Raw genomic sequence first — 23,924 nt, forward strand, 5'->3', positions numbered from 1 at the left:
ATGCATACCTATAAGTCGATTGCAGTCGGCACTGACGGTTCACCAACTTCGCTTGTCGCAGTGCGTGCTGCAGCAAGTCTTGCCCGGGTATATGGTGCGAAGCTCACCGTGATCTGTGCGCATTACACAGCGTCTGGTTCGATGCTGAATGCGACCAATGCGGAGCTCAGCAAGATCGACATCGTTACGAAATCGGGTGCAGAGGACATCTTGCGGCGCGCGAAAGCGATTGCGGTTGAAGAAGAAGCACCGGAGATCAATTTGGTTTCGAGCGGTGGCCAACCTGCGAATGTGCTCCTGGAATCCGTGAAGGAATACAGCGTTGATCTTCTTGTAGTTGGTAACAAGGGGATGCGCTCGCTTGCCGGTCGAATTTTCGGCAACATCCCAGGCAATGTGGCGAAGAAGGCTCCGGTTGACGTCATGCTCGTTGATACGCGTGCTGAGGGGCACGACTAGCGCTCATTTGAGTCGGAACCAGGTACTATAAATTAGACCGTGCTCGCTGGTATCATCCCTATTCCAGCGAGCGAGAGTTGAACCAGGAAAGGTCTCAAGAATACAGTCATGGCCAATTACTACAAGACCATCGTCGTAGGATCCGACGGGTCCAAATCGTCGTTGCTTGCCGTCGAACGCGCTGCGAAGATGGCGACCGCATTCGGTGCGACCCTCGTGATCGGTACCGCGTATTACGAAACAGAAGCCGATGCGACGAAGAGCCTACGCCAAGACTCCGTCACTATCCTCGGGGACCAAGACGCACTGGTCAATCTCGAAGCGGCGGCAGAACACGCCCGCCAACACGGAGCGCAGGACGTACAAACCGCAACTCGCCCGGGTACCCCAGTAGAGGCACTCATGGCGATTGTTCGCGACAACAATGCGGAGCTGTTGGTAGTCGGTAACCGCGGTATCAATTCGCTGACCGGACGCCTGCTGGGTTCGGTCCCCGCGGATGTAGCGCGTCAGTCCGACTGCGATGTCATGATTGTCCACACCGTCAGCTAGCACTGAGCGACACAACCTCCGACCACTCATACGGCCGGAGGTTTTTCTATGCAAGCTCGCCAATAATGGTGAGGCTTTGGGTCGCTCGAGTCATCGCAACGTAAAGATCTTGCCAGCCCTGCGGTGAGGCGTCGACAATCTCTTGAGGTTCGACGAGTACAACGTGGTCAAACTCGAGTCCCTTCATCTCTCCAATGTTGGAGTTGTCAATGATCGCCGTTGCCCGTCCATCTTCGTACGTTGCGACGCCCGCCGGATTGGTTCCTGAAGGGAAGAAATTAACTGGATGCCCCGTGCTTCGAATGCTTTCAGGAGCCGGGGACTCAGGATCGATCACGTGGAGGACGTTCGTGGCATGGTCCATAATCTCTGAGGGCGTTCGGTAGTTGACGCTGAGCGTATGGGTGCGGAAGCGCGTGCCTACGAACGGTTCAAGCGTTGCCGACCAATCATCGGAACCCGCCGGAGCCGACGTTTGCGCGGTATCTCCGACCAACGTCATCCACTTTGAGGGGCAGCGGCGAAACACCATTCGCCACTCCATCGGGGAAAGCTCCTGTGCCTCGTCTACGATTACGTGCCCGTAAGCCCACGCGCGGTCAGCGCGAGCGCGTTCGGCCGTTGATCGAATATCCGTCCCGGCCTGGCGCTCGGCAAGTGTCTCCGCATCGATCACGTCCGAAGCGGAAAGAATCTCAGCCTCAAATTGGTCATCATCATTGTCTGTTGACTCCGACGACGCCAACACATCCAACGCATCCTCGGCTTCAGCGACCTGCTGCTGCCATGTCTCATCCTCATCTACGAAATCGCTATCCGACGAGGTTCCAATGAGCACGGAGAGCTCGTCGAGCAAGGCCGCATCCGAAGATGTCCCGGGAGAGCCTGGTTCACGGTACAGCGCTTCCTGTGTGTACTCGTCGTAGTCGTACGCGACGGACGCAATCGCTTCGCGGTCCTCAAGCAGGTTTCGCAGCACCTCACGTGGGGAGAGAGTGGGGAAGTAGGTGTCAATAAGTTCGTGGATTTGTGGCTCCTCCGCAAGATCATCATGAAGCTGATCGACGTCCGCCGCTGACAGGAGGTTTGCTCCGCCAAGTGGATCTGCGCCAATTCTGTCTGCCAAAGCGCGCGCGAGCTGTTCGCAAAGATGCTCAGCGAAGATGGCTTGTGCCTCGTTGTGTGGGCGACGCGATCTACGCGCTTTGGTCCTAGCGGACCTTATCATGGCAGGTGTCGCTGCGATGGGAACATTCTCGAACGAAAGCGGCACCTTTTGCTTCGGCACTGTCTCATGCGCTTGGACGGCCCGCTTCAAAATCGTGACCATCTCAGCAGAGCCTTTTACCTCCCTAGCCGCGAAAGATTCGCTAGCTGTTGAAGTAAAACCAGGCACGAGATCCGAGATGGTGGAAAGTACCACGCCTGTCTCGCCGAGCTCGGGCAGGACGCGCGAAATGTAGTCCAAAAATACGGAGTTCGGTCCGAGAATGAGAACACCGGTCTTAGCCAACTGAGCTCGCCAGGTATACAAAAGATACGCGACGCGGTGCAACGCCACCGCAGTCTTACCTGTTCCTGGACCGCCTTCGACAACCATGACTCCACGCGTCGCATCGCGGATGACGGCATCTTGCTCGCGCTGGATCGTTTCCACGATCGACTGCATGTGGGCAGTGCGTGGCCGGTTCATGGCACGACGTAACGCGGCTTCGGAGCCGACACCCGACGCCTCATCTCCAGTAGCGTTGCCGGAAAGTACTTCGTCGTCGACGGATTCCACAATGCGTCCCAGCATTCGGATGTTTCGGCGGGTTTGCACCCCGGATGGGTGCGCTGTCGTCGCCAGATAGAACGGGCGGGCCATGGGCGCCCGCCAATCAATGAGCAGGGAACGGTATCGGTCTTCGGGCGCATCGATGCCCATCCTGCCAATGTATCGCCGATCAAGCCCAGCGCTTTCCGAAACGGGGTTCTCCGGATTGGTGTCTTCGACGTCAATCCGGCCAAACACCAGGCCGACTTCGGCCAGGTTCAGCGCATCGAGTTTTGCATTCAGCCCGTGATACTCGGTTTCACGCCTAACAAGCGCATCAGAGTCAGGGTTGTCTGGGTCGACATCGCGCTGCACGGCTGCAAGCTTTGCCTGCGCCTTTGATACTTCCTCGTCTAAGCGCGAAAATAGACCATCGACGTAGCGCTGTTCGCGAGCAACCTCTTGTTCTGACACCGTGAAAACATTCTCCTTATAAAGTGAAAGCGACCCCGTAACCACGACAACGTGGTCACGGGGTGTAGGACAGAAAGTAAGCCTAGCTAAGCTTCTTCTGGGCCTTCTTTACCAGCTTGGTTGCGCGCTTCTCGGCTTTCTTTGCCTTACGCTTCCACTTCCGCTGCTGGCACTTCGATGGTGCGACATCAAGGTTGTCGAATGCGTCCTGCAGTGAATCAACGGCACCCTGTGCACGATCCTGTAGCTTCGCCACGTTTTTCTTGACCTTGCGCTTTGCCTTGAACTGATCGAGTTTGCTGGGCTCAAGGCTTTCCAGTTTGTCCTGAAGATCGCCAACGACACTGTTGACCTTCCGCTTTGCCTTGAACTGCTGAAGCTTGCTCGGCTTCAGGTCCTTATAGGTGCTCTCCGCGTTATCGGAAACTTCCTCGATCCAGTCGCCTGCATCAGACAGGAACGAAGACGTCTGCTTGCTTGCGTCTTGCCAAAAGCCCTCTGCCGCGTCAGAAGCTTGGCCAGCGAACTTCGAAGCCTGCTTCTTCCAATCGTCTTTGTTGTGGTCAACGTAGTCTACGACTTGATCGGCAGTATCAGAGATCCAGTTGCTTGCCTTGCCCAGGGCCTTCTCTGTCTCAGACTGGGTAGGAAGCGCCTGCTGCACATTCTTCTTGGCAGTGCGAGCGGCCTGCTGCGCGCGCCACTGAAGACCAGGCTTTCCAGCGGTGTCCACAGTTGCGAGGAGCACACCACCAGCGAGGGCGATATCGGTCAGCGCTCCGGTTTGGCGACGCTGCTTCTCGCTGGACTCGTCAGCCTCCCAGAAAGCGTTCCGACCGATGATCGACGGGATTGCAGTCGCAGCGAGCAGTGCTGCGGACGTACGCGGCAGTTTGCCGATAGCGAACAGGCTCCCAGCGCCCGCTTTAATGCCGCCAACAACCTGAGCAGCCGTCTTCGGGTCGTTCGGAACTAAACCGCGGTACTCACGTGGAATTGCACCCCGGACCTTTTCTAAAAGCGCCTTCGTGCTTTCTTTATTGACGTTTGGGTCACGCAGGGTCTGTACACCATCGACGATGTATACAGACGCGAGCATTGGCCTTGCGAGTTTTCTAATCATGAATGCATTCCTCATTTCTCTTGGCAACGTATTAGTCGCTGTATATACGTGTTATGTGACGTCCGATATTCGGTTCACACCTCTACCAGCGACGGTTCCACCAAACATCTAGGCTCGGACGCTCTGCACCAAGCGTAGTGGATTTACCGTGGCCGGGCCACACGATTGTCTCGTCTGGGTAAGTGTCGAAGAGCTTCTCTGTCACATCTCTATAGAGCCGAACAAAGTCACCTTCGGAGTTCGTTTTCCCAAGACCACCAGGAAAAAGGGAGTCCCCAACAAAGAGATTTGGAACTCCATCGATATCCGCATGTACCGCAGCTCCACCAGGAGTATGCCCTCGCAGGATTGCCACGGGGAATTCATAGCCTGCGAATGAAAGTGTGTCGCCGTCATTCAGTTCACGATTAACAGGAACCGGCAGCGCGGGTACTTCAAGGAATGGCGCCCAGTGTGTTGCACCGGTAGCTTCTAGGACTGCTTCCAGCGCACGCACGTGGTCGTGGTGACGGTGCGTGGTGAGCACATCCGTGATGCGCACGCCGGCCTCCTCGGCCATAGTGAGGATCGCAGGCGCGTCGTCAGCGGCGTCGATAAGTAATCCCTGGTTACCGGAGCATAGAAGGTAGCAGTTGTTATCCATCGACCCAACGGAAATGTGTTGCAGTGTCAAAGGGGGTGTTGCTGAATCCATGTCGCCTACCCTAGCTAAAAGTGTTCCAACAGATCGACGGGTTGGGAATTGGTATACGCTGGTATGTTCGGAACAAATAAATGGATCTTCTGGAAGAGGTATCTAGGTGGCTGACCGTCTCGTCGTACGTGGAGCAAGAGAACATAATTTGAAGGGCGTCGATGTGTCTCTGCCCAGAGACAAGATGGCCGTATTTACCGGGCTGTCTGGATCCGGCAAGTCCTCACTTGCGTTCGACACGATTTTTGCGGAGGGGCAGCGTCGATACGTGGAGTCCCTTTCGTCCTATGCTCGAATGTTCCTGGGGCAAATGGACAAACCTGATGTTGACTACATTGATGGGCTTTCGCCTGCCGTCTCGATTGACCAGAAGTCGACGAACCGAAACCCGCGCTCGACAGTCGGCACCATCACGGAAATCTACGACTACCTGCGTCTCCTTTACTCGCGAGCTGGCACACCTCACTGCCCGCAGTGCGACGCCGTAATCGACCGCCAGACACCGCAACAGATCGTCGACCGCGTGCTTGGGATGGAAGAGCGTCTCAAGTTCCAGGTCCTCGCTCCGGTAGTGAGGAAACGTAAAGGTGAGTTCGTTGACCTGTTTAAAGATTTGGCGGCTCAAGGGTACTCTCGCGTGGCCGTCGACGGAGAGCTGTTCCAACTCAGCGATCCGCCAAAGCTTGAGAAGCAGATTAAGCACACGATCTCGGTCGTTGTGGACCGCCTTCAAGTCAAACAGAGTCAGAAGCAGCGCCTCACCGATTCAGTCGAAACTGCGCTCAAGCTTGCCGACGGCCTCGTTGGCTTTGAGTTCGTTGATTTTGAAGAGGACAACCCTGATCGGATTCAAATCTTCTCCGAGAAGATGGCTTGCCCAAACGGCCATAAACTGAACGTTGAAGAGTACGAGCCACGCGCGTTTTCCTTTAACTCGCCTTTCGGCGCTTGCCCAACCTGCGACGGCCTCGGAACTCAGAAAAAAATTGACGAAGAGCTCGTCATACCAGACCCCGATGCCCCCGCGATCGACGCATTCCAACCATGGAACTCAAGCCCGAATAAGCGGTACTTCGTTAAGCTGATTGAGGCGCTCGCGAAAGAGGAGGGGTTCGACGCGCACGCCCCGTTTAGCTCGCTGACGAAGACCCAACAGAAGCACCTGGTAAACGGCTCCAAGACTAAAATCAGCGTCAGCTACAAGAACCGATACGGTAGGCAGCGTTCATTTACCGCAGCCTACGAGGGGGTGATCGGGTACTTAGAGCGAAAGCTTGAGCAGGCGGAAAGCGATACCCAAAAGGACAGGTTGCTCGCCTATACGCGAGAGGTCCCGTGTCCAACCTGCCAAGGCGCCAGGCTGAAACCCGAGATCCTTGCCGTTCGTCTCGATTCCACGACTCACGGCGAACGTTCTATCGCGGGGTTAACGGAACTGAGCATTGAGGATGCGTCTGAATACCTCGATAATCTCGTGCTTGGCTACCGGGAAGAGATGATTGCTGGTGCTGTACTGCGAGAGATTCAGGCCCGCCTGCACTTTTTGCTGGACGTTGGGCTGAACTACCTCTCACTTGCGAGGTCGGCAGGTACGTTGTCTGGCGGTGAGGCGCAGCGTATTCGCCTGGCTACGCAAATCGGATCCGGCCTCGCGGGAGTCCTGTACGTGCTTGACGAGCCGTCCATTGGCTTGCACCAACGCGATAACCAACGACTCATTAAGACGCTGAAAAAGCTACGCGACCTTGGCAACACACTGGTAGTTGTCGAGCACGACGAGGAAACAATCCGCGAAGCAGATTGGCTCGTAGACATCGGTCCACTTGCTGGTGAATACGGTGGCGAAGTCGTATACCAGGGTGAGCCTGAAGGCATCCGTGACGTGGAAAACTCCATCACAGGCGACTACCTTTCGGGTAGGAAAAAGATTGAAGTTCCACAAGAACGTAGACCAGTAGACCCTGCCCGCATGCTGCGTATCGAAGGCGCCCGAGAGAACAACCTCGACAATGTCACGGTGGATGTTCCACTCGGCGTGTTGGTGGCCGTCACTGGTGTCTCTGGTTCTGGAAAGTCAACCCTGGTGAACCAGATTCTTGCCAAAACGCTTCAAAATGAGCTCAACGGAGCACGCCAGGTTCCGGGACGCGTGAAGAAAGTCAGTGGACTTGATCACCTGGACAAGCTAGTCCAGGTAGACCAGAGCCCAATCGGGCGCACACCGCGTTCGAATCCAGCCACATACACGGGTGTGTTCGACAAGATTCGAAACCTCTTCGCCGAAACACAGGAGGCGAAGGTTCGTGGGTACAAGGCTGGTCGATTCTCTTTCAACGTAAAGGGCGGACGTTGCGAGGCGTGCCGCGGCGACGGCACCATCAAAATTGAGATGAACTTCCTGCCCGACGTCTACGTGCCCTGTGAAGTCTGCCAGGGAGCACGCTACAACCGTGAAACCCTCGAGGTCCGGTACAAGGGGAAGAACATCGCGGAAGTGCTTGACATGCCGATTTCTGAAGCAGCCGAGTTCTTTGAACCGATTCAATCGATCCACCGCTACCTCAATACACTCGTTGACGTCGGCCTGGGCTATGTGCGTCTCGGACAGGCAGCAACGACGCTCTCTGGTGGGGAAGCACAACGAGTAAAGCTCGCGGCTGAACTTCAGAAGCGTACGAATGGCCGGACGATTTACATCCTTGACGAGCCGACGACCGGCCTCCACTTTGAGGACATACGCAAACTCATGCTTGTGCTGAACGGATTAGTTGACAAGGGGAATACCGTCCTGGTCATCGAGCACAACCTTGACGTGATCAAATCCGCCGACTGGGTCATCGATATGGGGCCTGAGGGTGGCTCGGGTGGCGGAACAGTTGTTGCGCAGGGGACCCCGGAGGAGGTTTCTCGTAATCGCGCATCGCATACTGGTGCCTTCCTGAAAGAAATCCTTGTGTAGGGGTCTGAGGCGTAGAATTAATGCGCGACTTGCGTGAGTAGACAAGATGCATTACAGTAAACAACCACTACCGCCCAGAGCATTCTTTACCAAGGTGCCTGGGCCACAAGTGGAGTGAATCCCACCCCATGCCGGTCAGTTTGATCAGGATACGGGTCAAGGTAGCGCTAGCTGGTATGGTGCTGCCTATGGAAAAGCTCCCGCGTTATTGTTCGTAGCGCGGGTTTTGTGCTTTTGCGCAGAATCACTGGTGGTCTGGTAGCGATCACACATTGGTTTCTATGTTTTAGGAGTTCTCATCAGCGCTGAAGCTCGGATTAACGATCGTATCCGCGTCCCGGAAGTCCGCCTTGTCGGCCCGTCCGGCGAGCAGGTAGGGATCGTCCGTACCGACGATGCTCGGAAACTGGCCTACGAGGCCGATCTTGACCTCGTTGAAGTTGCGCCAAAGGCAAAACCGCCTGTGGCGAAGATCATGGACTACGGCAAGTACAAGTATGAGCAGGATCAGAAGGCCCGCGAGGCCCGAAAGAACCAGCAGCAAACCGTAGTAAAGGAACAAAAGTTCCGTCCCAAGATCGATGAGCACGACTACCAGACGAAGAAAAACAATGTGGAGCGCTTCCTAGAGAAGGGCAACAAGGTCAAAGTCACCATCATGTTCCGTGGCCGTGAGCAATCGCGTCCGGAACTCGGCTATCGCCTCCTCGAGCGTCTCGCAGAAGACATTCAAGAGGTAGGTGTAGTGGAGTCCCGTCCAAAGCAGGACGGGCGAAACATGACGATGGTATTCGGACCTGCTCGCAAGGGCAAAAAGTAGATTAAGTTTTCAACTCTGAAGGGCTTTCAACATGAAGCAGAAGACCCACAAGGGCACCGCAAAGCGCATCAAGGTCAACGGCAAGGGCAAGCTGCGTCGTGAGCAGGCTGGTAAGCGCCACCTGAACGAGAAGCTGTCTTCGAAGCGTCGTCGCAAGCTCTCGGGTACGACCGATGTAGCTAAGAACGACGTGAAGCGCATGAAGCGTCTCCTCGGCATGTCCTAAGCACTGCCCAAGTTAAAACAACCGGTGAACGAAAGAAAAGGAAGTATTGACTCATGGCACGTGTCAAGCGTTCAGTTAATGCCAAGAAGAAGCGTCGCGCGATTCTGAAGTCCGCCAAGGGCTACCGTGGCCAGCGCTCCCGCCTTTACCGCAAGGCGAAGGAACAGTGGCTGCACTCTCAGACCTACGCCTACCGCGACCGTCGCAAGCGCAAGGGTGAGTTCCGTAAGCTTTGGATTCAGCGTATCAACGCTGCAGCTCGCATGAACGACATCACCTACAACCGTCTGATCCACGGCCTGAAGCTGGCCGAGGTCGAGGTTGACCGTAAGATCCTCGCTGAGCTCGCCGTGAACGACTTTGCAGCGTTCTCTGCCATTTGCGAGATTGCTAAGAAGGCGCTGCCGGCTGACGTGAACGCGCCAGTTGATGCAGCATAACTTCACCTAGACGTTGAACTAGGACCGAACCCGTCGGCAAGCGTGAATGCTTGGCGGCGGGTTTTTACTTTCAGGAGTGAGGATTTTCGTGGCCCTTGACTTTTCACAGCCTTTCACCGAACGTACCCCTCGGGTCGTGCAGGCAGCGAAGCTGCTTCGTGCAAGGGGAAGGAAGAAGGCGAACCGTTTCTTGGTGGAAGGGGTGAACAGCGTCGAAGCTGCCGTCGCGACGGGTGCGGCAACTGATGTGTTTGTAACCGAGCAGGCGGCGGAGACGTTTTCAGAGGTTATTACCACAGCGGAGTACATGGACGTCTACGTTCATGCAATCACCGATATCGCTGCTAAGCACCTTAGCGATACGGTCACCACCACTGGGATATTTGCTGTCTGCAAGCCCGTGTTGTGGTCTGTTGGGTCTGCGCTTCGGGGAAAGCCTTCGTTTGTTGTTGTTGGCGTTGATACAAATGACCCTGGCAACGCTGGTACGATGATCCGAATCGCTGATGTGTGTGGCGCCGATGCCGTCATTTTTACCGGGGACTGCGTCGATCCAGAATCCGGTAAGGCAGTCCGAGCATCGGCAGGGTCGTTATTCCATCTGCCGGTCGCACGCGAGCACAACATACAGGACGTCCTGGGGCAATTGAAAGCGGCTGGGCTTCAGACCGTCGCAACGACTATCGACGGCGAGGTGTCCCTTGAGAACGCGAGTGAAATGCTTTCCGCGCCGACTGCTTGGCTCTTTGGCAACGAGGCTCATGGTTTGCCAGCTGAAATCTCAGAGGGTGCAGACGCACGAGTATCGATCCCGATCCAAGGGTCCGCGGAATCGCTGAACCTTGCAACAGCATCAGCAATGTGCTTATGGGAATCGGCCAAAGCAAGGATGTCACGACGAGAGCATTAGTCATATGTGTCGTGTCTGATGCGACAGGTATGCTTAGTTTCGTTTCAACAGCTTTAGAACTTAGATCAAAGCTTAATCGGAAGGACCAGGTGTGTCGGGTAATAGCGGAATTGAACTATCAGAAGAGCAACTCAATGCAGCAGCAGAGTCAGCCATTGCGGATTTTGAGGCAGCTGCGGATCTCCAGGCATTAGAGGAAGCACACAGGCAACACCTTGGAGACCAGGCGTATATCCCGCAAGCACGCCGCGCACTCGGCACACTGCCCAAGCAAGACCGTAAGGATGCCGGTAGGGCAGTGAATATGGCCCGCGGTCGTGTTGAGAAGGCATACGCGAAGCTGCATGCGATACGCGAGGCCGAGTACCGAGAGGCACAGCTGAAAGCAGAAGCTGTCGATGTCACGTTGCCCACTAGGCGTTCACAGACTGGCGCGATGCACCCCATCACGACCTTGAGTGAGCAGATTGCAGACATTTTCATCGGTATGGGCTGGGAGATCGCTGAAGGCCCCGAGGTTGAGGCAGAGTATTTCAACTTCGACGCGCTTAACTTCATCCCTGACCATCCAGCGAGAACCCTGCAGGATACGTTCTACGTTGGCACGCCAGGCTCGCGTCAGGTAATGCGTACACATACTTCGCCAGTGCAGGTGCGAACGATGCTTGATCGTGATGTGCCCGTGTACATTGCTTGCCCCGGCAGAGTGTTCCGCACAGATGAGCTCGATGCGACGCACACTCCGGTGTTCCACCAGATTGAGGGACTTGCCGTCGATAAAGGACTTACGATGGCACACCTTCGAGGTACACTCGACCACCTCGCAAAGACGCTTTTCGGCCCCGAGACGAAGACCCGGATGCGCACCAACTACTTCCCCTTCACTGAGCCTTCCGCCGAGGTAGATGTTTGGTTCCCGAACAAGAAGGGCGGTGCCGGCTGGATCGAGTGGGGTGGCTGCGGCATGGTGAACCCGAACGTGTTGCGTGCGGTCGGCGTTGATCCGGATGTTTACTCGGGTTTCGCTTTCGGGATGGGCCTTGAACGCACACTGCAGTTCCGAAACGGATTGTCAGATATGCGCGACATGGTCGAAGGCGATATTCGTTTCACCGTCCCATTCGGTGTGCAGGCGTAAAAGGAGTTTATGACATGCTAATTTCTAAGAGTTTCCTTACCAACCTTCTTCAACACGCAGGCAACGCTGGTTGGTCCGTCACCGACGAAGAGATGGATGCGGGCTTTGTCCGCGTTGGTTTTGAGACAGAAGGCTACGCACCAATTCAGAAGACTGACGGCCCGTTGGTTCTCGGTAAGGTCCTCGAGATTGAGGAGCTGACGGAGTTCAAAAAGCCAATCCGTTACTGCCAGGTCGACGTCGGGCAGGCCAACGGCACTGGCGAACCCCAAGGCATTATTTGTGGCGCACGAAACTTCGCTGTCGGCGACACAGTTGTCGTTGCACTCCCGGGATGCGTCCTTCCTGGCGACTTCGCCATTTCTGCGCGTGAAACTTACGGTCACATCTCAAATGGGATGATGGCTTCGGCCGCGGAGCTTGGGCTAACCGCGAAGAGCGCTGGCATCATAACGCTTAGCGACGACGCTGGCACCCCAGGCACCGATGCGCAGGACGTTTTGGATCTCGACGACACCGTCTTCGAAGTTAACGTCACACCTGATCGTGGTTACGCACTGTCTGCACGAGGTTTGATGCGCGAGCTCGCATCGGCTTTTGACATTGCTTTTACTGATCCTGCTCAGCAGCCTGGCATCGCGGGTATTGATGTTTCGGCGGTGCCTGCGCCATCTGGCTCTCTTATCGACGTCGCCGTGGAGCCAGACACCGAGACGAAACGCTTTGGGCTGCGCAAGGTTGAAGGCATTGACCCTAAGGCAACGTCGCCATTCTGGATGCAGCGCGAGCTCATGCTCAGTGGCATTCGCCCAGTGAATGGTGCCACTGACGTCACGAATTTCGTCATGCTCCTTCTTGGCCAGCCAATGCATGCTTTTGACGCCAGCAAAATCTCTGGTGCGCTTCGGATTCACAACGCAGAGGATGGTACGAAGTTCGAGACACTGGACCACACGACGCGAACGCTGCGCGCTTCTGATGTAGTCATTTCCGATGACTCTGGCATACAATCGCTGGCGGGTGTGATGGGAGGTACCCTCTCGGAGATTTCAGACACCACGACGGACGTCTATTTCGAAGCAGCGACGTGGGACGAGCTTACGGTTGCTCGTACAGCGCGCCACCATAAACTGAGTTCAGAGGCCTCCCGTCGTTTTGAGCGAGGGGTCGATCCAGCTCTGGTAGAGGTATCACTGGATATTGCCTGCGCGCTGCTCACCAGCTTTGCCGGCGGTAAGGTTATTGAAGGTCGCACACTGGTGGGCGACGTGAAGCCACGCACTGCGATCACCATGCCGAAGTCGTTCCCATCCACGCTGGTTGGCGTCGAATACTCCGATGAGACTGTTACGAAGCGTTTGCATGAAGTTGGATGCGATGTTGAACCGAGTGGTGACAACTTCATCGTGACACCGCCTTCTTGGCGCAATGACCTCACTGTTCCAGTGGAACTTGTGGAAGAGATCGTGCGCCTCGAGGGCCTCGACGCGATTCCATCAATTCTTCCGACGCCGAAGGGCGGGCGTGGCCTTACTGCGTCACAAAAGCGACGCCGGGCAGTGACGCATGCACTCGCGTACTCGGGGTATGCAGAGATTATTCCGACTCCATTTATGTCCTCAAATATTTTTGATGCCTGGGGCTTGAGCAAGGATGACGCTCGGCGTAACACGGTGCCCGTCCAAAATCCGCTGGATAGTGACTATGCGGAATTGGCTACGACGCTTCTTCCCGCGATGCTTGAGGCAGTAGCAAAAAATGCTGCACGCGGGCAGCATGACGTGTCAATTTACTCAGTTGCGCAGGTAGCTATCGGTGGAGAAGCCGAGACACCAATGCCAAGCGTTGAACAGCGGCCAGACGAAAACACCCTGGCAAAAGTTATCAATTCACTACCGAAGCAGCCACTTCATGTAGCGACTGTCGGCGTCGGGAACGCTGAAGTCGAAGGGCCCTGGGGCGATGCGCGTGCATACACATGGGAGGATGCGATTGAATCTGCTCAGATTGTAGCGAGGACTGCCGGGGCGGAACTCGAAGTGCGCGCAGTAGACTATCTTCCGTGGCACCCAGGACGCTGTGCGGAGCTGCTGGTCGAAGGCCAAGTTGTTGGGCACGCAGGAGAACTGCACCCCCAGCTTCTCGAAGAGAATGGTTTGCCGACGCGAACGTGCGCTATGGAGATGGATCTTTCAGCATTGCCGCTGACTTCTCAACTGCCTGCCCCGAAGTTGTCGGCATATCCGGCAGTTCACCAGGACCTCGCACTGGTTGTGGACGAGACCACACCAGCAGAAAGCGTCCGAAAGGTTGTGACAGAGCATGCTGGGCCGTTGCTGGAAACCGTCACGTTATTTGATGTCTATCGTTCCGAGTCCCTCGGCGAAGGCAAGAAGTCACTCGCATTCGGTCTCTTGTTCCGAGCAAATGACCGTACGCTCACTGAAGACGAGGCATCTGAAGGGCGACTTGCTGCGGCGGAGGCCGCGAAGCAGGAGTTCAATGCAACGATGAGAGCATAAGCAAATTAGCGAGAGCAGGCAGGACAGCGCTACATGCGTTGCCCTGCCTGTTTACGTTTACGAGACAAAATACAGATGATATCGGTACTAACGTTCGAACAATCTGGCAGGATAGAGCGTCGTAGTCAGTCGCGCCTACAGTTTGAAGGAGCCTTGCAACCATGTCATACCAGACCGTCCTCACCCCAAAAGGATTTGTGGCTGCAGGCGTCAACCTGGGGCCAGGTGAACATGGTGACCCCATATCGCTACTTGTAAACCAGGGACCAGCTTGGAATGCAGCGGCAGTATTCCCGAGTAATCGACTATGCGCCCCGTCTGTCCGGGCTACTCGAGAGGTAATGCGTTCGCACGCCGTCAATGCCGTCGTGTTGTACTCGGGAAACGCCAATGCGTTTAACGGTGTTAAAGGGGCGGCCGACACGCGTGAAATTCAGGAGCGGGTGGCTCAAGAAATTGGAGTTCCAAGTGACCGGGTCGCTGTGTGCGCAAAGGGGCAGCTTGCCAAGCCTCTCCCAATGGATCAGGTCCGGGCAGCAGTATTCAATCTCGCATCGAGTTTGGGGGATAGCTCCGCACACGCCGAATCGGCATCGACCGCAGTTTCTTCATCTGTTGAGTCAATAAATCAAGCCGGGGTGAGCTGTGGGGCGTGGAGTGTGGGCGGCGTTGTCCAGGGTGGCGGTACTTTTTCAGAGGCACTGGATGCGGTGATTGTGTGTCTCACCACAGACGCGCTGGTGCCTGCTTTTTCACTAGATAAAGCGGTGCAGAGAGCGATGGAAAGCACGTTTAGCACGCTCGAGCGTTCGGAATCTCCGTCGACGAATGACACGGTGCTGTTGCTCGCGTCAGGGGCGAGCGGGGTTACCCCGAATCAAACTCAGCTCGATGAAGCAGTACTCCAGGTTTGCGAAACGTTGCTGGACCAGCTGCTGACTGATCCAGAAGGAATAGCAAAGAGCCTTACGCTAACCGTAGTCGGTGCCACAAATCACGAAGAAGCTAATCAAGTTGCCAAGGCAGTTGCTGGTGATGAGCGCTTCCGCCAGTCGCTGCTTGGCGCCTCTATTGCGTGGCCACACGCTCTTGCGATCGCAGGAAAGACAGGGGTGTGTCTCGGGGCGGATGAGGCTTTGGCAATGTACGTAAACGGGAGACAGCTTTGCGGGGGAGTCGAGCAAAGCTCGCTACCCCAAGAGACTGACACAGAGGATCAGTTGGCAGTGACTGTTGACCTCCGAACCCGGGGTAACGGTAGGGCTACGGTCCGTACGATGCTAAAGCCCGTGTAATGGGGAAGTGGGCGTCGAAAAGCAAACTTCTCATGACGATAGAAAATACAATGGGAGCAAAGTCTGCATATTTTGCAGCACGAACAACACAGAAATAGGAAGTAGACAGCATGGTGAACTCAGTAAGGCACTTTTTCGCGGATGATGACTTGACGCCGGAAGAACAAGCGGAAGTCCTCTCACTGGCGGCCGAGATGAAGAAGGACGCGTATGCGTATCGGCCACTTGAAGGTCCGAAGTCGGTGGCGGTGCTGTTCGATAAGACATCGACCCGAACGCGATTCTCATTCGATACTGGTATTGCGCAGCTAGGTGGGCACGCAATTGTTGTGGAGACGCAGAACGCGCAGATGGGCAAAGGGGAGTCGTACCAAGACACAGCGGCTGTGCTGTCGCGATACGTCGAAGCAATCGTGTGGAGGACCTACGGCCACGATAACCTGCATCAGATGGCTGAAACATCGCGAGTGCCGATTGTGAATGCGCTTTCAGATGATTTGCATCCATGCCAGATCCTTGCGGACCTGCAAACTATTATTGAGAATTTCTGCCCGGAACAAGGCCCATCAGGGCTTCGAGGATTGAAAGCAGTCTATCTGGGGGATGGCGCCAACAATATGGCGAATTCCTACATGATCGGTTTTGCAACAGCGGGGGTAGACATCGTGATTATCGCGCCCCCCGAGTTCCATCCGGAGCAGCGGTTCATTGCTCGAGCTCGCGACCGCGCTGCCCAAACAGGTGCGACGGTGACGGTTACCAGCGATATTGCTGCAGTAGCCGGAGCCGACGTTGTCATCACAGATACATGGGTGTCGATGGGGATGGAGGCGGACGGGAAAGACCGCCGCACCCCGTTCTTGCCATACCAAGTAAATAGTGCAATTATGCAATTGGCCGGTAATAATGCGATATTCCTGCACTGCCTACCGGCGTACCGTGAGAACGAAGTGACCGCAGAAGTCATCGATGGCCCACAATCGCGGGTCTTCGATGAAGCTGAAAATCGTCTACACGCTCAGAAAGCGTTGTTGACCTGGCTCTTGGAGCACCAATAATGACCCAAACTGTCTCAAGGACCGCGCGACAAGCTCGGATTCTCGAGATACTCGTGAGTACACGAGTGTCTTCGCAGATTCAGTTGTCCGAACTTTTGCAAGACGAAGGTATCGAGATCACACAAGCGACGCTCTCGCGCGATCTTGACGAGCTTGGTGCGAAGAAAGTACGGCCCAACGACGGGGGGCGTGCATATTACACAGTGCACTCCGACGCCGAAGCATTCGATGCGCTGCATACAGGCCCTCGTGAGAAGCTACGGCGAATGATTGAAGAGCTCGTTGTTTCTGTCGATCACTCCGCGAATATGGCTGTATTGCGGACACCGCCCGGCGCTGCGCAATACCTGGCTAGCTATATCGATCGCGTTGGATTGGAGCAGGTCGTTGGTTGCATTGCTGGGGACGATACGATCTTTGTACTCGCAAGAGATCCGCTTACAGGCAGTGATCTAGCCGAGCAGCTATTTGGACGCTCAACATAGGCACAAGTAGTGCCCAACTAAACCCCAAACCTGCACAGGGTATAGTATGTATCGCAGTGCAGAATATTATCTAGAAGCGCAAGGAGCTTTATTCCATGACTAACCGTGTTGTACTCGCATATTCAGGCGGGCTTGATACTTCCGTTGCTATTTCTTACCTCGGTGAAATGCTGAACGGTGAGGTAATCGCCGTCGCCCTTGATCTTGGTCAGGGAGGTGAAGATATGGAGTCGGTACGCCAGCGCGCATTAGACTGCGGCGCGGTGGAATCAATCGTTATCGATGCGAAAGATGAGTTCGCGGAAGAATACTGCCTTCCGACGATCAAGGCAAACGGCATGTACATGGGCGAGTACCCGTTGGTATCAGCGATTTCTCGCCCTCTGATTGTCAAGCATCTGGTGAAGGCTGCACAGGAACACGGCGGCACTCACGTTTCGCATGGGTGCACCGGCAAGGGCAATGACCAGGTCCGTTTCGAGGTCGGGTTCCTGAACCAAGATCCTGATCTGGAGATTGTTGCTCCCGCTCGTGACTTTGCGTGGACCCGCGATAAGGCGATTGCATACGCGGAAGGGAAGGACCTGCCGATTGAGCAGTCTGCGGCGTCGCCGTTCTCGATCGACCAGAACGTCTGGGGACGTGCGGTCGAGACTGGGTTCCTGGAGGATCTTTGGAACGCTCCAACGAAGGATTTGTACGCGTACACCGAAAGCCCTTCAATGGGCAATGCTCCAGATGAAGTGATCATCTCGTTCGAGGGTGGCAAGCCTGTAGCTATCGACGGTCGCCCAGTAACGATGCTGGAAGCAATCGAGGAGATGAACCGTCGCGCAGGTGCTCAGGGTATCGGCCGACTCGATATGGTCGAAGACCGCTTGGTCGGTATCAAGTCCCGCGAGATCTACGAGGCGCCTGGTGCACTCGCATTGATTACAGCGCACAAGGCTCTCGAGGATGTCACCATTGAACGTGAGCTCGCCCGTTACAAGCGCCTGATTGATGCACGTTGGTCGGAAGAAGTATACGACGGCCTGTGGTTTGGCCCGTTGAAGCGTTCGTTGGATGCATTCATCGAGTCCACTCAGGAGCACGTCACCGGCGATATTCGCATGGAAATGCATGCCGGCAAGGCGGTAGTTAATGGGCGTCGCTCGAACCACTCCTTGTACGATTTCAACCTTGCAACATACGACACTGGTGACACTTTCGACCAGACCTATGCAAAGGGATTCGTCCGTCTGCACGGCTTGTCGTCGCAGATTGCCAACAAGCGCGACCGCGAAGCGAAGTAACAGGGAGCATCGGTTGTAATGCAGCAGCATAAGACAAATAAGGGCGCGTTGTGGGGTGGCCGATTTTCTGGTGGCCCCTCGGAAGCAATGTTCGCCTTGAGCGTATCGACGCACTTCGACTGGGTGCTCGCGCCGTACGATGTGTTGGCCTCGAAGGCCCACGCAAAAGTGTTGCACAGGGCGGGGCTGCTTTCAGACGAAGACCTGACCACAATGCTTGAGGGGCTAGAGCAGCTTGGAAGGGACGTTGCGAGTGGCGCATTTGTCCCGGAGCCGACGGATGAAGACGTCCACGGAGCCATGGAGCGTGGCCTGATTGACAGGGTGGGCCCAGAGGTTGGTGGACGCCTGCGTGCAGGGCGCTCGCGGAATGATCAAGTGGCAACCATGTTCCGCATGTGGCTGCGCGATGCACTGCGCGGAGTTGCGCTTCATATCACTGACCTTGTTGATGCACTCGTGGATCAAGCAGCTGCCCACCCTGACATCATCATGCCGGGGAAAACCCACTTCCAGGCAGCTCAGCCAATCCTTCTAGCGCACTCCTTGTTGGCCCATGCACATCCACTGCTTCGTGATCTTGAGCGGATCCAGGACGCAGACAAGCGAATGGCTGTGTCACCGTATGGGGCAGGCGCTTTGGCCGGTTCCTCGCTTCATCTTGACCCAGAGGCGATTGCTGATGAGCTGGGGTTCTTTGAAGCTACGGACAACTCCCTCGACGGCACATCATCGAGAGATTTCGCATCCGAGGCAGCGTATATCCTGGCGCAGATCGCGGTCGATATTTCGCGGTTTGCAGAAGAGATTATCGCGTGGTCAACTCCTGAGTTCGGTTACGTCACCCTGGACGATGCATGGTCGACGGGCTCTTCCATCATGCCGCAGAAGAAGAACCCGGACGTGGCCGAGCTTGCCCGTGGTAAGTCCGGCCGTTTGATTGGTAACCTCACTGGCCTGCTGTCGACGCTCAAAGCGCAGCCACTCGCGTACAACCGTGACCTGCAGGAAGACAAAGAGCCAGTCATCGATTCGGTGAGCCAGCTCAACATCCTCTTGCCGGCGTTCACCGGGCTGGTTTCCACGTTGAAGTTCCACGGAGACCGAATGCGAGAAATCGCACCTGCCGGCTTTACACTGGCCACTGACTTGGCAGAGTGGATGGTCCGCCAAGGCGTGCCATTCCGAGAGGCTCATGAGGCATCTGGCGCGTGCGTCCGTATTGCTGAATCCCGTGGAGTCAACCTCATCGACTTGACAGATGAAGAATTGGTGAGCGTGGACCCGCGACTCAATGCCGATGTTCGCTCGGTGCTCACAATCGAGGGAGCTGTGAGCTCCCGTGACACTCGTGGCGGAACCGCGCGACCACGAGTAGAAGAGCAACGAGAACGTGTAGCGGAGGCGAACCGCAAGTATCGTGCTTGGGCGGAGACACCTGTGCGCGGATAACGCCGTTGTCGCAGTTGGAACGCTCACCTGGTGGTGGGCGTTTTCCTTTTGCGGTGGTGGCGTCGATAAGCAGCCGGTAACTGTGAGGTAAGCTCGACACCATGAGTCTTGACCCCAAACTTCTTGATGTACTGGTGTGCCCGCAGGACAAAGGGCCACTTGAGTATAAGGAAGACGAACAGCTGCTGGTGAACGCGCGCATTGGCGTCGCCTATCGAATTGACGAGGGCATTCCCGTCCTCCTGATCGACGAAGCGATTCCCTATACAAATATTCGAGAATAACTACGCTGGGATAAACGACTCTCCGAAAGGTTTTTCATGACGAAAGCAAACATTGTTGACGAGCTTGAATGGCGTGGCCTGATTAATCAGCACACCGATCTGGATGCACTACGTGAGGAGACGCAGCATCCTATCACCCTGTACTGCGGTTTTGATCCGACAGGACCCTCGCTGCACGCGGGGCACCTTGTGCCGCTGCTCATGCTGCGCAGGTTTCAGCTCGCAGGCCACCGCCCGATCGTGCTCGCGGGTGGCGCTACTGGCAAGATTGGTGATCCGCGTGACGTTGGCGAGCGGACCATGAACTCGGATGACACTGTTGCAGACTGGGCAGAGCGTATCGGTAACCAGTTGTCGAAGTTCGTTGACTTCGAGGGCGAGAACGGTGCACTCTTGCTCAACAACAATGACTGGATCAAGGATTGGAAAGTCATCGAGTTCCTCCGAGATGTGGGCAAGCACTTTTCCCTCTCAACGATGTTGAGTCGTGACACCGTGAAGCGTCGTCTAGAGAATGACGGCATTTCCTTCACTGAGTTTTCGTACATGCTGCTGCAAGCACACGACTTTGTTCAACTGCGTCGGACCCACAACTGCGTTCTTCAGGTTGGTGGCGGTGATCAGTGGGGCAACCTGGTAGCGGGCGTCGACCTGAACCGTCGTATGGACTCCGAGCGCGTACACGCATTGACGGTTCCGCTGGTGACAGACTCCGAGGGGAAGAAGTTTGGCAAGTCGACGGGCGGTGGCTCACTGTGGCTCGACCCTGAAATGACGAGCCCGTACACCTGGTACCAATACTTCGTCAACGCTGCGGACGCTGACGTATTGCGTTACCTTCGGTGGTTTACCTTCTTGGATAAGGAGGAACTCGACGCGCTGGCAGTTGAGGTTGAGGAGCGTCCGTTTAAGCGCGAGGCGCAGAAGCGTTTAGCTCAGGAGATGACGGACCTCGTGCATGGTCGTGCAGCTCGTGAAGCCGTAGAGCTGGCCTCCCAAGCGCTTTTTGGTAAGGCTGATTTGGCCGAACTTGATGAGCGGACCCTTGCAAGTGCAGTGGAAGAAACGAGTGTCTTTGAGGTTCCTGCAAATGGAGAAAACAGCATTGTGGAGATGCTGGTAGGCACCGGTCTGGCGGATTCGAAGGGCGCTGCTCGTAGGTCGCTCAAGGAAGGCGGTATTTACGCCAACAATGAGCGTGTGACAGACGAGACCTGGGTGCCAGCCGAGGATGATTTCTTGCATGGCGTGTGGCTTGTGCTTCGCCGTGGAAAGAAGACCTTTGCGGGAGTTAAGCGTATCTAATATGCACTGACAGGATCCGTGAAAACGCGGTTGCAGGCGGCAAGCCTACGCGACCGCGTTTAGCTTTTCCATGATCGTTTTCGCAATATCCTCTGGGGATGCACCAATATCCACAACGAACCCCTTTTCGTCTTCTTGGAGTGGTTCTAGGGTATTAAGTTGTGAATCCAGCATCGTAGCTGGCATGAAGTGGTCGGTCCGGGCGCGAAGACGCTGGAGCAGTAGCTCGCGAGTTCCATCGAGGTGCACGAAAACGAGAGGAGCGTTGGTGCTCTGTAGTTTGTCGCGATAGGTACGCTTCAGGGCGGAGCAAGTGATGACCGTGCGTTTTCCTGCTTTGTCTTCTCGGTTGAGCCAGTCCGAGAGTATTTCTAACCATGGCCACCGATCCTCGTCGGTGAGCGGTTGACCGTTGGACATCTTCATGATGTTTTCAGCCGGATGAAAATCGTCCGCCTCGCCAAGTTCGAATCCGAATTGCTTCGCAAGCACTTTGGCCACTGTTGTCTTGCCGCATCCGCACACGCCCATCAAAACCAGGTGTGCTGGGGGCAAAAGCTCAGCTTTAGGCATGCTTTCCCTCCTACTCAGTTCGCGATCGGGGGTAGTCCAAGTGGGTCCAGCGTCGACTTTACGCCAGCGCACTACGGGACTTCGAAGTATGTGTATTCTAACGTTATAACCAGTTTTCCGTATTGGCCCCTCGTATCTTTAGGGGGCAATACGGTCTCGAAGCCTCGCTTTAGAAAAGGCAGGAAACCTCATGGAAACTTGGGAACAAACGCTGTCCGCTGCCCCCTTAATGGGGATCGCTGCAGTCGGCATCGCCCTCATTCTCCTCCTCATCATTCAATTCAAAGTCCATGCGTTCGTCACACTGATCCTTGTTTCTGTCCTCACCGCTATTGCGGCAGGAATTCCAACAGGAGAGCTATACGATGTCGTCATGGGCGGTTTCCGCTCAACACTCGGAGATGTCGGCATTCTCGTCGGGTTGGGCGCAATGCTCGGCAAGCTCATCGAGTACTCGGGCGGGGCTCGGGTCCTCGCAAACACGATGATTGATAAGTTCGGCGAACGGCGTGCGCCTTTGGCGCTCGGAGTTGCTTCGTTGCTACTTGGTTTTCCGATGTTTTTCGACGCCGGCCTAGTCGTGATGCTGCCTATCATCTTCGCCGTCGCCGCTCGTATCGGTGGGCCAATTTTGCTGTACGCTATTCCGACCGTGGCAGCATTCTCCGTCATGCACGTATTCGTGCCACCCCACCCCGGCCCGGTTGCAGCATCGACTTTCTTCAACACGAATCTTGGTCTGTTAATTATCTTTGGCCTGATCGTGGCGATTCCCACGTTTTACGTTTCCGGTATTCTGTGGGGTAAGTACTGTGCAAAGAAGTTCCCTTACACCTCGGTAGCAAACGCCGTGTTTAACTCGGATGATAGCGATGTGAAGACTTTGCCAAAGACGAGCACGGTCATCATGATTCTGTTGTTGCCGATGCTGTTGATCTTCCTGAACACCGGCGTCGATTTTGCTACAAAGTATGGAGCTATCACCGGCGAGGAAACTTGGGCGCAGGCATTCACATTCGTAGGTAAGTCGGGTATTGCACTGCTGGTATCGGTGCTTGTTGCTCTGCCTATCCTGGGGACGTCGCGCGGGGTATCCGGTACCGCGCTCGAGAAGCTGGTTGATTCAGCACTAGGCCCCATTGCCTCAGTCGTGTTTATCACTGGTGCCGGCGGTATGTACGGGGGTGTGCTTCGCGCTTCAGGCATTGGAGATGCGATTGCAGAACTTATGCAGGGCCTCGGGATCCCAGTGATCCTTGCAGTCTATTTGGTGGCTGTAATCATGCGTGTCGCCCAGGGTTCCGCAACCGTGGCGCTGACAACAGCTGCGGGACTTATGGCTCCTGCAGTATTGGCAGGCGGGTATTCCGATGTCCAGATTGTCGCAATCACCCTGGCGTGCGCGGCGGGTTCGGTGTGCTGCTCTCTAGTGAACGACTCCGGATTCTGGTTGGTTGGTCGCCTGTTCGGGATGGATGTCAAGACCACACTGAAAACGTGGACTTTACAGCAGACTATCGAGTCGGTTGTGGCGTTCTTGATCACGCTCCTCATCTTCGTGATCTTCTAGTTTGTAGCGGAGTGGAGAGGTGTAGTGGCGGGCTAAAATGTTGTCATTACATCTCTCTGAAAGAGCCATTTACCTGGCGATTTGTGTTGTTGTTGGTGTGTGTGTAACTTTATGTGAGTCAGCGAGACCGACAACGCCCCGCCAGACAGACTCTTTACCGGGTTGGATGGTGAGATGGCGGTTAGGAAAACTACCGTTGGCCGACATAATGAAATAGGTTCTGTGATACGGCGCTGGTTTGCGTTGTTGAGAATGTTTTGTTAGTGTCAATCTTCGTCGCTTTGAATGTGCCACCGTGTTTGGTGGTGTGTTTGGGTGTGCGGTTGTTGTTTGAGAACTCGATAGTGTGCCAATGTACTTTTTATTTTTTTGATTGCATTGACGTGTGGTTGCGTGCTGTGTGCCATGTTTGTGGTGTGTGCCGGTGGTGATGCTTGAACCTATGATTGGGTGTCGCTAGTTTTGGTGCAGATGCATGGTCATGTTGACTGTTTTGTTGATGTGGTTGTGACTGGTCCTGTTGTGCCCCGTCGG

21 protein-coding genes are annotated in these 23,924 nt (G+C 55.5%); 17 read left to right on the forward strand and 4 right to left on the reverse strand.

Features of this window, described 5'->3' with window-relative positions:
* Window positions 1-459: a universal stress protein gene (locus tag BJP08_RS05910; RefSeq protein WP_071568735.1), complete on the forward strand. Its 459-nt coding sequence runs from the start codon at window positions 1-3 to the stop codon at window positions 457-459.
* Window positions 460-567: 108 nt separating this feature from the next.
* Window positions 568-1,011: a universal stress protein gene (locus BJP08_RS05915; protein ID WP_071568736.1), complete on the forward strand. Its 444-nt coding sequence runs from the start codon at window positions 568-570 to the stop codon at window positions 1,009-1,011.
* Between the two features lie 46 nt (window positions 1,012-1,057).
* On the opposite strand, the gene BJP08_RS05920 is transcribed toward BJP08_RS05915, so the two are convergent.
* The 3 genes from BJP08_RS05920 to BJP08_RS05930 form a co-directional block, all read right to left on the reverse strand.
* A complete protein-coding gene (locus tag BJP08_RS05920) occupies window positions 1,058-3,241 on the reverse strand; it encodes a UvrD-helicase domain-containing protein (RefSeq protein ID WP_083428435.1) in 2,184 nt (727 codons plus the stop codon).
* Between the two features lie 82 nt (window positions 3,242-3,323).
* Window positions 3,324-4,364 (reverse strand): DoxX family protein, encoded by a 1,041-nt coding sequence (locus BJP08_RS05925; RefSeq protein WP_071568738.1) that lies wholly within the window; start codon window positions 4,362-4,364, stop codon window positions 3,324-3,326.
* Between the two features lie 82 nt (window positions 4,365-4,446).
* Window positions 4,447-5,058 carry an MBL fold metallo-hydrolase gene (locus BJP08_RS05930; protein WP_071568739.1) on the reverse strand — a complete coding sequence of 204 codons (612 nt, stop codon included), beginning with the start codon at window positions 5,056-5,058 and terminating at the stop codon, window positions 4,447-4,449.
* 106 nt (window positions 5,059-5,164) lie between these two features.
* Here BJP08_RS05930 and uvrA point away from each other — a divergent pair, with 106 nt between their 5' ends.
* The 14 genes from uvrA to tyrS all read left to right on the forward strand — a co-directional run bounded on the left by uvrA (window position 5,165) and on the right by tyrS (window position 21,247).
* Window positions 5,165-8,017, forward strand: coding sequence for an excinuclease ABC subunit UvrA (uvrA, locus tag BJP08_RS05935; protein ID WP_071568740.1), 2,853 nt, complete (start codon window positions 5,165-5,167; stop codon window positions 8,015-8,017).
* A 271-nt stretch (window positions 8,018-8,288) separates the two neighbouring features.
* A complete protein-coding gene (gene infC / locus BJP08_RS05940) occupies window positions 8,289-8,837 on the forward strand; it encodes a translation initiation factor IF-3 (protein ID WP_083428436.1) in 549 nt (182 codons plus the stop codon).
* Window positions 8,838-8,868: 31 nt separating this feature from the next.
* The gene (rpmI, locus tag BJP08_RS05945; RefSeq protein WP_070362525.1) at window positions 8,869-9,063 is read left to right on the forward strand and encodes a 50S ribosomal protein L35; all 195 of its coding nucleotides are present in this window, start codon (window positions 8,869-8,871) and stop codon (window positions 9,061-9,063) included.
* Window positions 9,064-9,116: 53 nt separating this feature from the next.
* On the forward strand, window positions 9,117-9,503 hold the full coding sequence (rplT, locus tag BJP08_RS05950; protein ID WP_070362524.1) for a 50S ribosomal protein L20: 387 nt from the start codon (window positions 9,117-9,119) through the stop codon (window positions 9,501-9,503).
* A gap of 88 nt (window positions 9,504-9,591) precedes the next feature.
* Entirely contained in the window at window positions 9,592-10,413 is an 822-nt protein-coding gene (locus BJP08_RS05955; protein ID WP_071568741.1) for an RNA methyltransferase, read from the forward strand.
* Between the two features lie 91 nt (window positions 10,414-10,504).
* A complete protein-coding gene (gene pheS, locus BJP08_RS05960; RefSeq protein ID WP_071568742.1) occupies window positions 10,505-11,551 on the forward strand; it encodes a phenylalanine--tRNA ligase subunit alpha in 1,047 nt (348 codons plus the stop codon).
* A 14-nt stretch (window positions 11,552-11,565) separates the two neighbouring features.
* Window positions 11,566-14,073 carry a phenylalanine--tRNA ligase subunit beta gene (gene pheT, locus BJP08_RS05965; RefSeq protein WP_071568743.1) on the forward strand — a complete coding sequence of 836 codons (2,508 nt, stop codon included), beginning with the start codon at window positions 11,566-11,568 and terminating at the stop codon, window positions 14,071-14,073.
* A gap of 161 nt (window positions 14,074-14,234) precedes the next feature.
* Window positions 14,235-15,368 carry a bifunctional ornithine acetyltransferase/N-acetylglutamate synthase gene (locus BJP08_RS05970; protein ID WP_071568744.1) on the forward strand — a complete coding sequence of 378 codons (1,134 nt, stop codon included), beginning with the start codon at window positions 14,235-14,237 and terminating at the stop codon, window positions 15,366-15,368.
* Window positions 15,369-15,478: 110 nt separating this feature from the next.
* A complete protein-coding gene (gene argF / locus BJP08_RS05975; protein WP_071568745.1) occupies window positions 15,479-16,426 on the forward strand; it encodes an ornithine carbamoyltransferase in 948 nt (315 codons plus the stop codon).
* A complete protein-coding gene (locus BJP08_RS05980; protein WP_071568746.1) occupies window positions 16,426-16,911 on the forward strand; it encodes an arginine repressor in 486 nt (161 codons plus the stop codon). Before argF ends, BJP08_RS05980 begins: the two co-directional genes overlap by 1 nt.
* Window positions 16,912-17,006: 95 nt before the next feature.
* Window positions 17,007-18,206: an argininosuccinate synthase gene (locus BJP08_RS05985; protein WP_071568747.1), complete on the forward strand. Its 1,200-nt coding sequence runs from the start codon at window positions 17,007-17,009 to the stop codon at window positions 18,204-18,206.
* An 18-nt stretch (window positions 18,207-18,224) separates the two neighbouring features.
* Window positions 18,225-19,658 carry an argininosuccinate lyase gene (gene argH / locus BJP08_RS05990; protein WP_071568748.1) on the forward strand — a complete coding sequence of 478 codons (1,434 nt, stop codon included), beginning with the start codon at window positions 18,225-18,227 and terminating at the stop codon, window positions 19,656-19,658.
* 101 nt (window positions 19,659-19,759) lie between these two features.
* Window positions 19,760-19,942 carry a Trm112 family protein gene (locus tag BJP08_RS05995; protein WP_071568749.1) on the forward strand — a complete coding sequence of 61 codons (183 nt, stop codon included), beginning with the start codon at window positions 19,760-19,762 and terminating at the stop codon, window positions 19,940-19,942.
* 36 nt (window positions 19,943-19,978) lie between these two features.
* Window positions 19,979-21,247 carry a tyrosine--tRNA ligase gene (gene tyrS / locus BJP08_RS06000; protein WP_071568750.1) on the forward strand — a complete coding sequence of 423 codons (1,269 nt, stop codon included), beginning with the start codon at window positions 19,979-19,981 and terminating at the stop codon, window positions 21,245-21,247.
* Window positions 21,248-21,292: 45 nt separating this feature from the next.
* Here the strand turns inward: tyrS and BJP08_RS06005 are convergent, their stop codons facing one another.
* Window positions 21,293-21,820, reverse strand: a complete 528-nt coding sequence (locus BJP08_RS06005) for a gluconokinase (RefSeq protein WP_071568751.1) — start codon at window positions 21,818-21,820, stop codon at window positions 21,293-21,295.
* A 190-nt stretch (window positions 21,821-22,010) separates the two neighbouring features.
* Here BJP08_RS06005 and BJP08_RS06010 point away from each other — a divergent pair, with 190 nt between their 5' ends.
* A complete protein-coding gene (locus BJP08_RS06010) occupies window positions 22,011-23,390 on the forward strand; it encodes a GntP family permease (RefSeq protein ID WP_071568752.1) in 1,380 nt (459 codons plus the stop codon).
* Window positions 23,391-23,924: the final 534 nt, after the last annotated feature.

It is taken from the genome of Corynebacterium sp. NML140438 (genome assembly GCF_001875725.1).
Taxonomy (GTDB): Bacteria; Actinomycetota; Actinomycetes; order Mycobacteriales; family Mycobacteriaceae; genus Corynebacterium.

Coding starts and splice junctions, on each gene's coding strand:
- BJP08_RS05985 (WP_071568747.1), top strand. CDS start 17,007: ATGACTAACCGTGTTGTACTCGCATATTCAGGCGGGCTTGATACTTCC.
- BJP08_RS06010 (WP_071568752.1), top strand. CDS start 22,011: ATGGAAACTTGGGAACAAACGCTGTCCGCTGCCCCCTTAATGGGGATC.
- BJP08_RS05970 (WP_071568744.1), top strand. CDS start 14,235: ATGTCATACCAGACCGTCCTCACCCCAAAAGGATTTGTGGCTGCAGGC.
- BJP08_RS05910 (WP_071568735.1), top strand. CDS start 1: ATGCATACCTATAAGTCGATTGCAGTCGGCACTGACGGTTCACCAACT.
- BJP08_RS05995 (WP_071568749.1), top strand. CDS start 19,760: ATGAGTCTTGACCCCAAACTTCTTGATGTACTGGTGTGCCCGCAGGAC.
- BJP08_RS05980 (WP_071568746.1), top strand. CDS start 16,426: ATGACCCAAACTGTCTCAAGGACCGCGCGACAAGCTCGGATTCTCGAG.
- pheT (WP_071568743.1), top strand. CDS start 11,566: ATGCTAATTTCTAAGAGTTTCCTTACCAACCTTCTTCAACACGCAGGC.
- argF (WP_071568745.1), top strand. CDS start 15,479: ATGGTGAACTCAGTAAGGCACTTTTTCGCGGATGATGACTTGACGCCG.
- BJP08_RS05915 (WP_071568736.1), top strand. CDS start 568: ATGGCCAATTACTACAAGACCATCGTCGTAGGATCCGACGGGTCCAAA.
- argH (WP_071568748.1), top strand. CDS start 18,225: ATGCAGCAGCATAAGACAAATAAGGGCGCGTTGTGGGGTGGCCGATTT.
- BJP08_RS06005 (WP_071568751.1), bottom strand. CDS start 21,820: ATGCCTAAAGCTGAGCTTTTGCCCCCAGCACACCTGGTTTTGATGGGC.
- tyrS (WP_071568750.1), top strand. CDS start 19,979: ATGACGAAAGCAAACATTGTTGACGAGCTTGAATGGCGTGGCCTGATT.
- rplT (WP_070362524.1), top strand. CDS start 9,117: ATGGCACGTGTCAAGCGTTCAGTTAATGCCAAGAAGAAGCGTCGCGCG.
- BJP08_RS05930 (WP_071568739.1), bottom strand. CDS start 5,058: ATGGATTCAGCAACACCCCCTTTGACACTGCAACACATTTCCGTTGGG.
- BJP08_RS05925 (WP_071568738.1), bottom strand. CDS start 4,364: ATGATTAGAAAACTCGCAAGGCCAATGCTCGCGTCTGTATACATCGTC.
- rpmI (WP_070362525.1), top strand. CDS start 8,869: ATGAAGCAGAAGACCCACAAGGGCACCGCAAAGCGCATCAAGGTCAAC.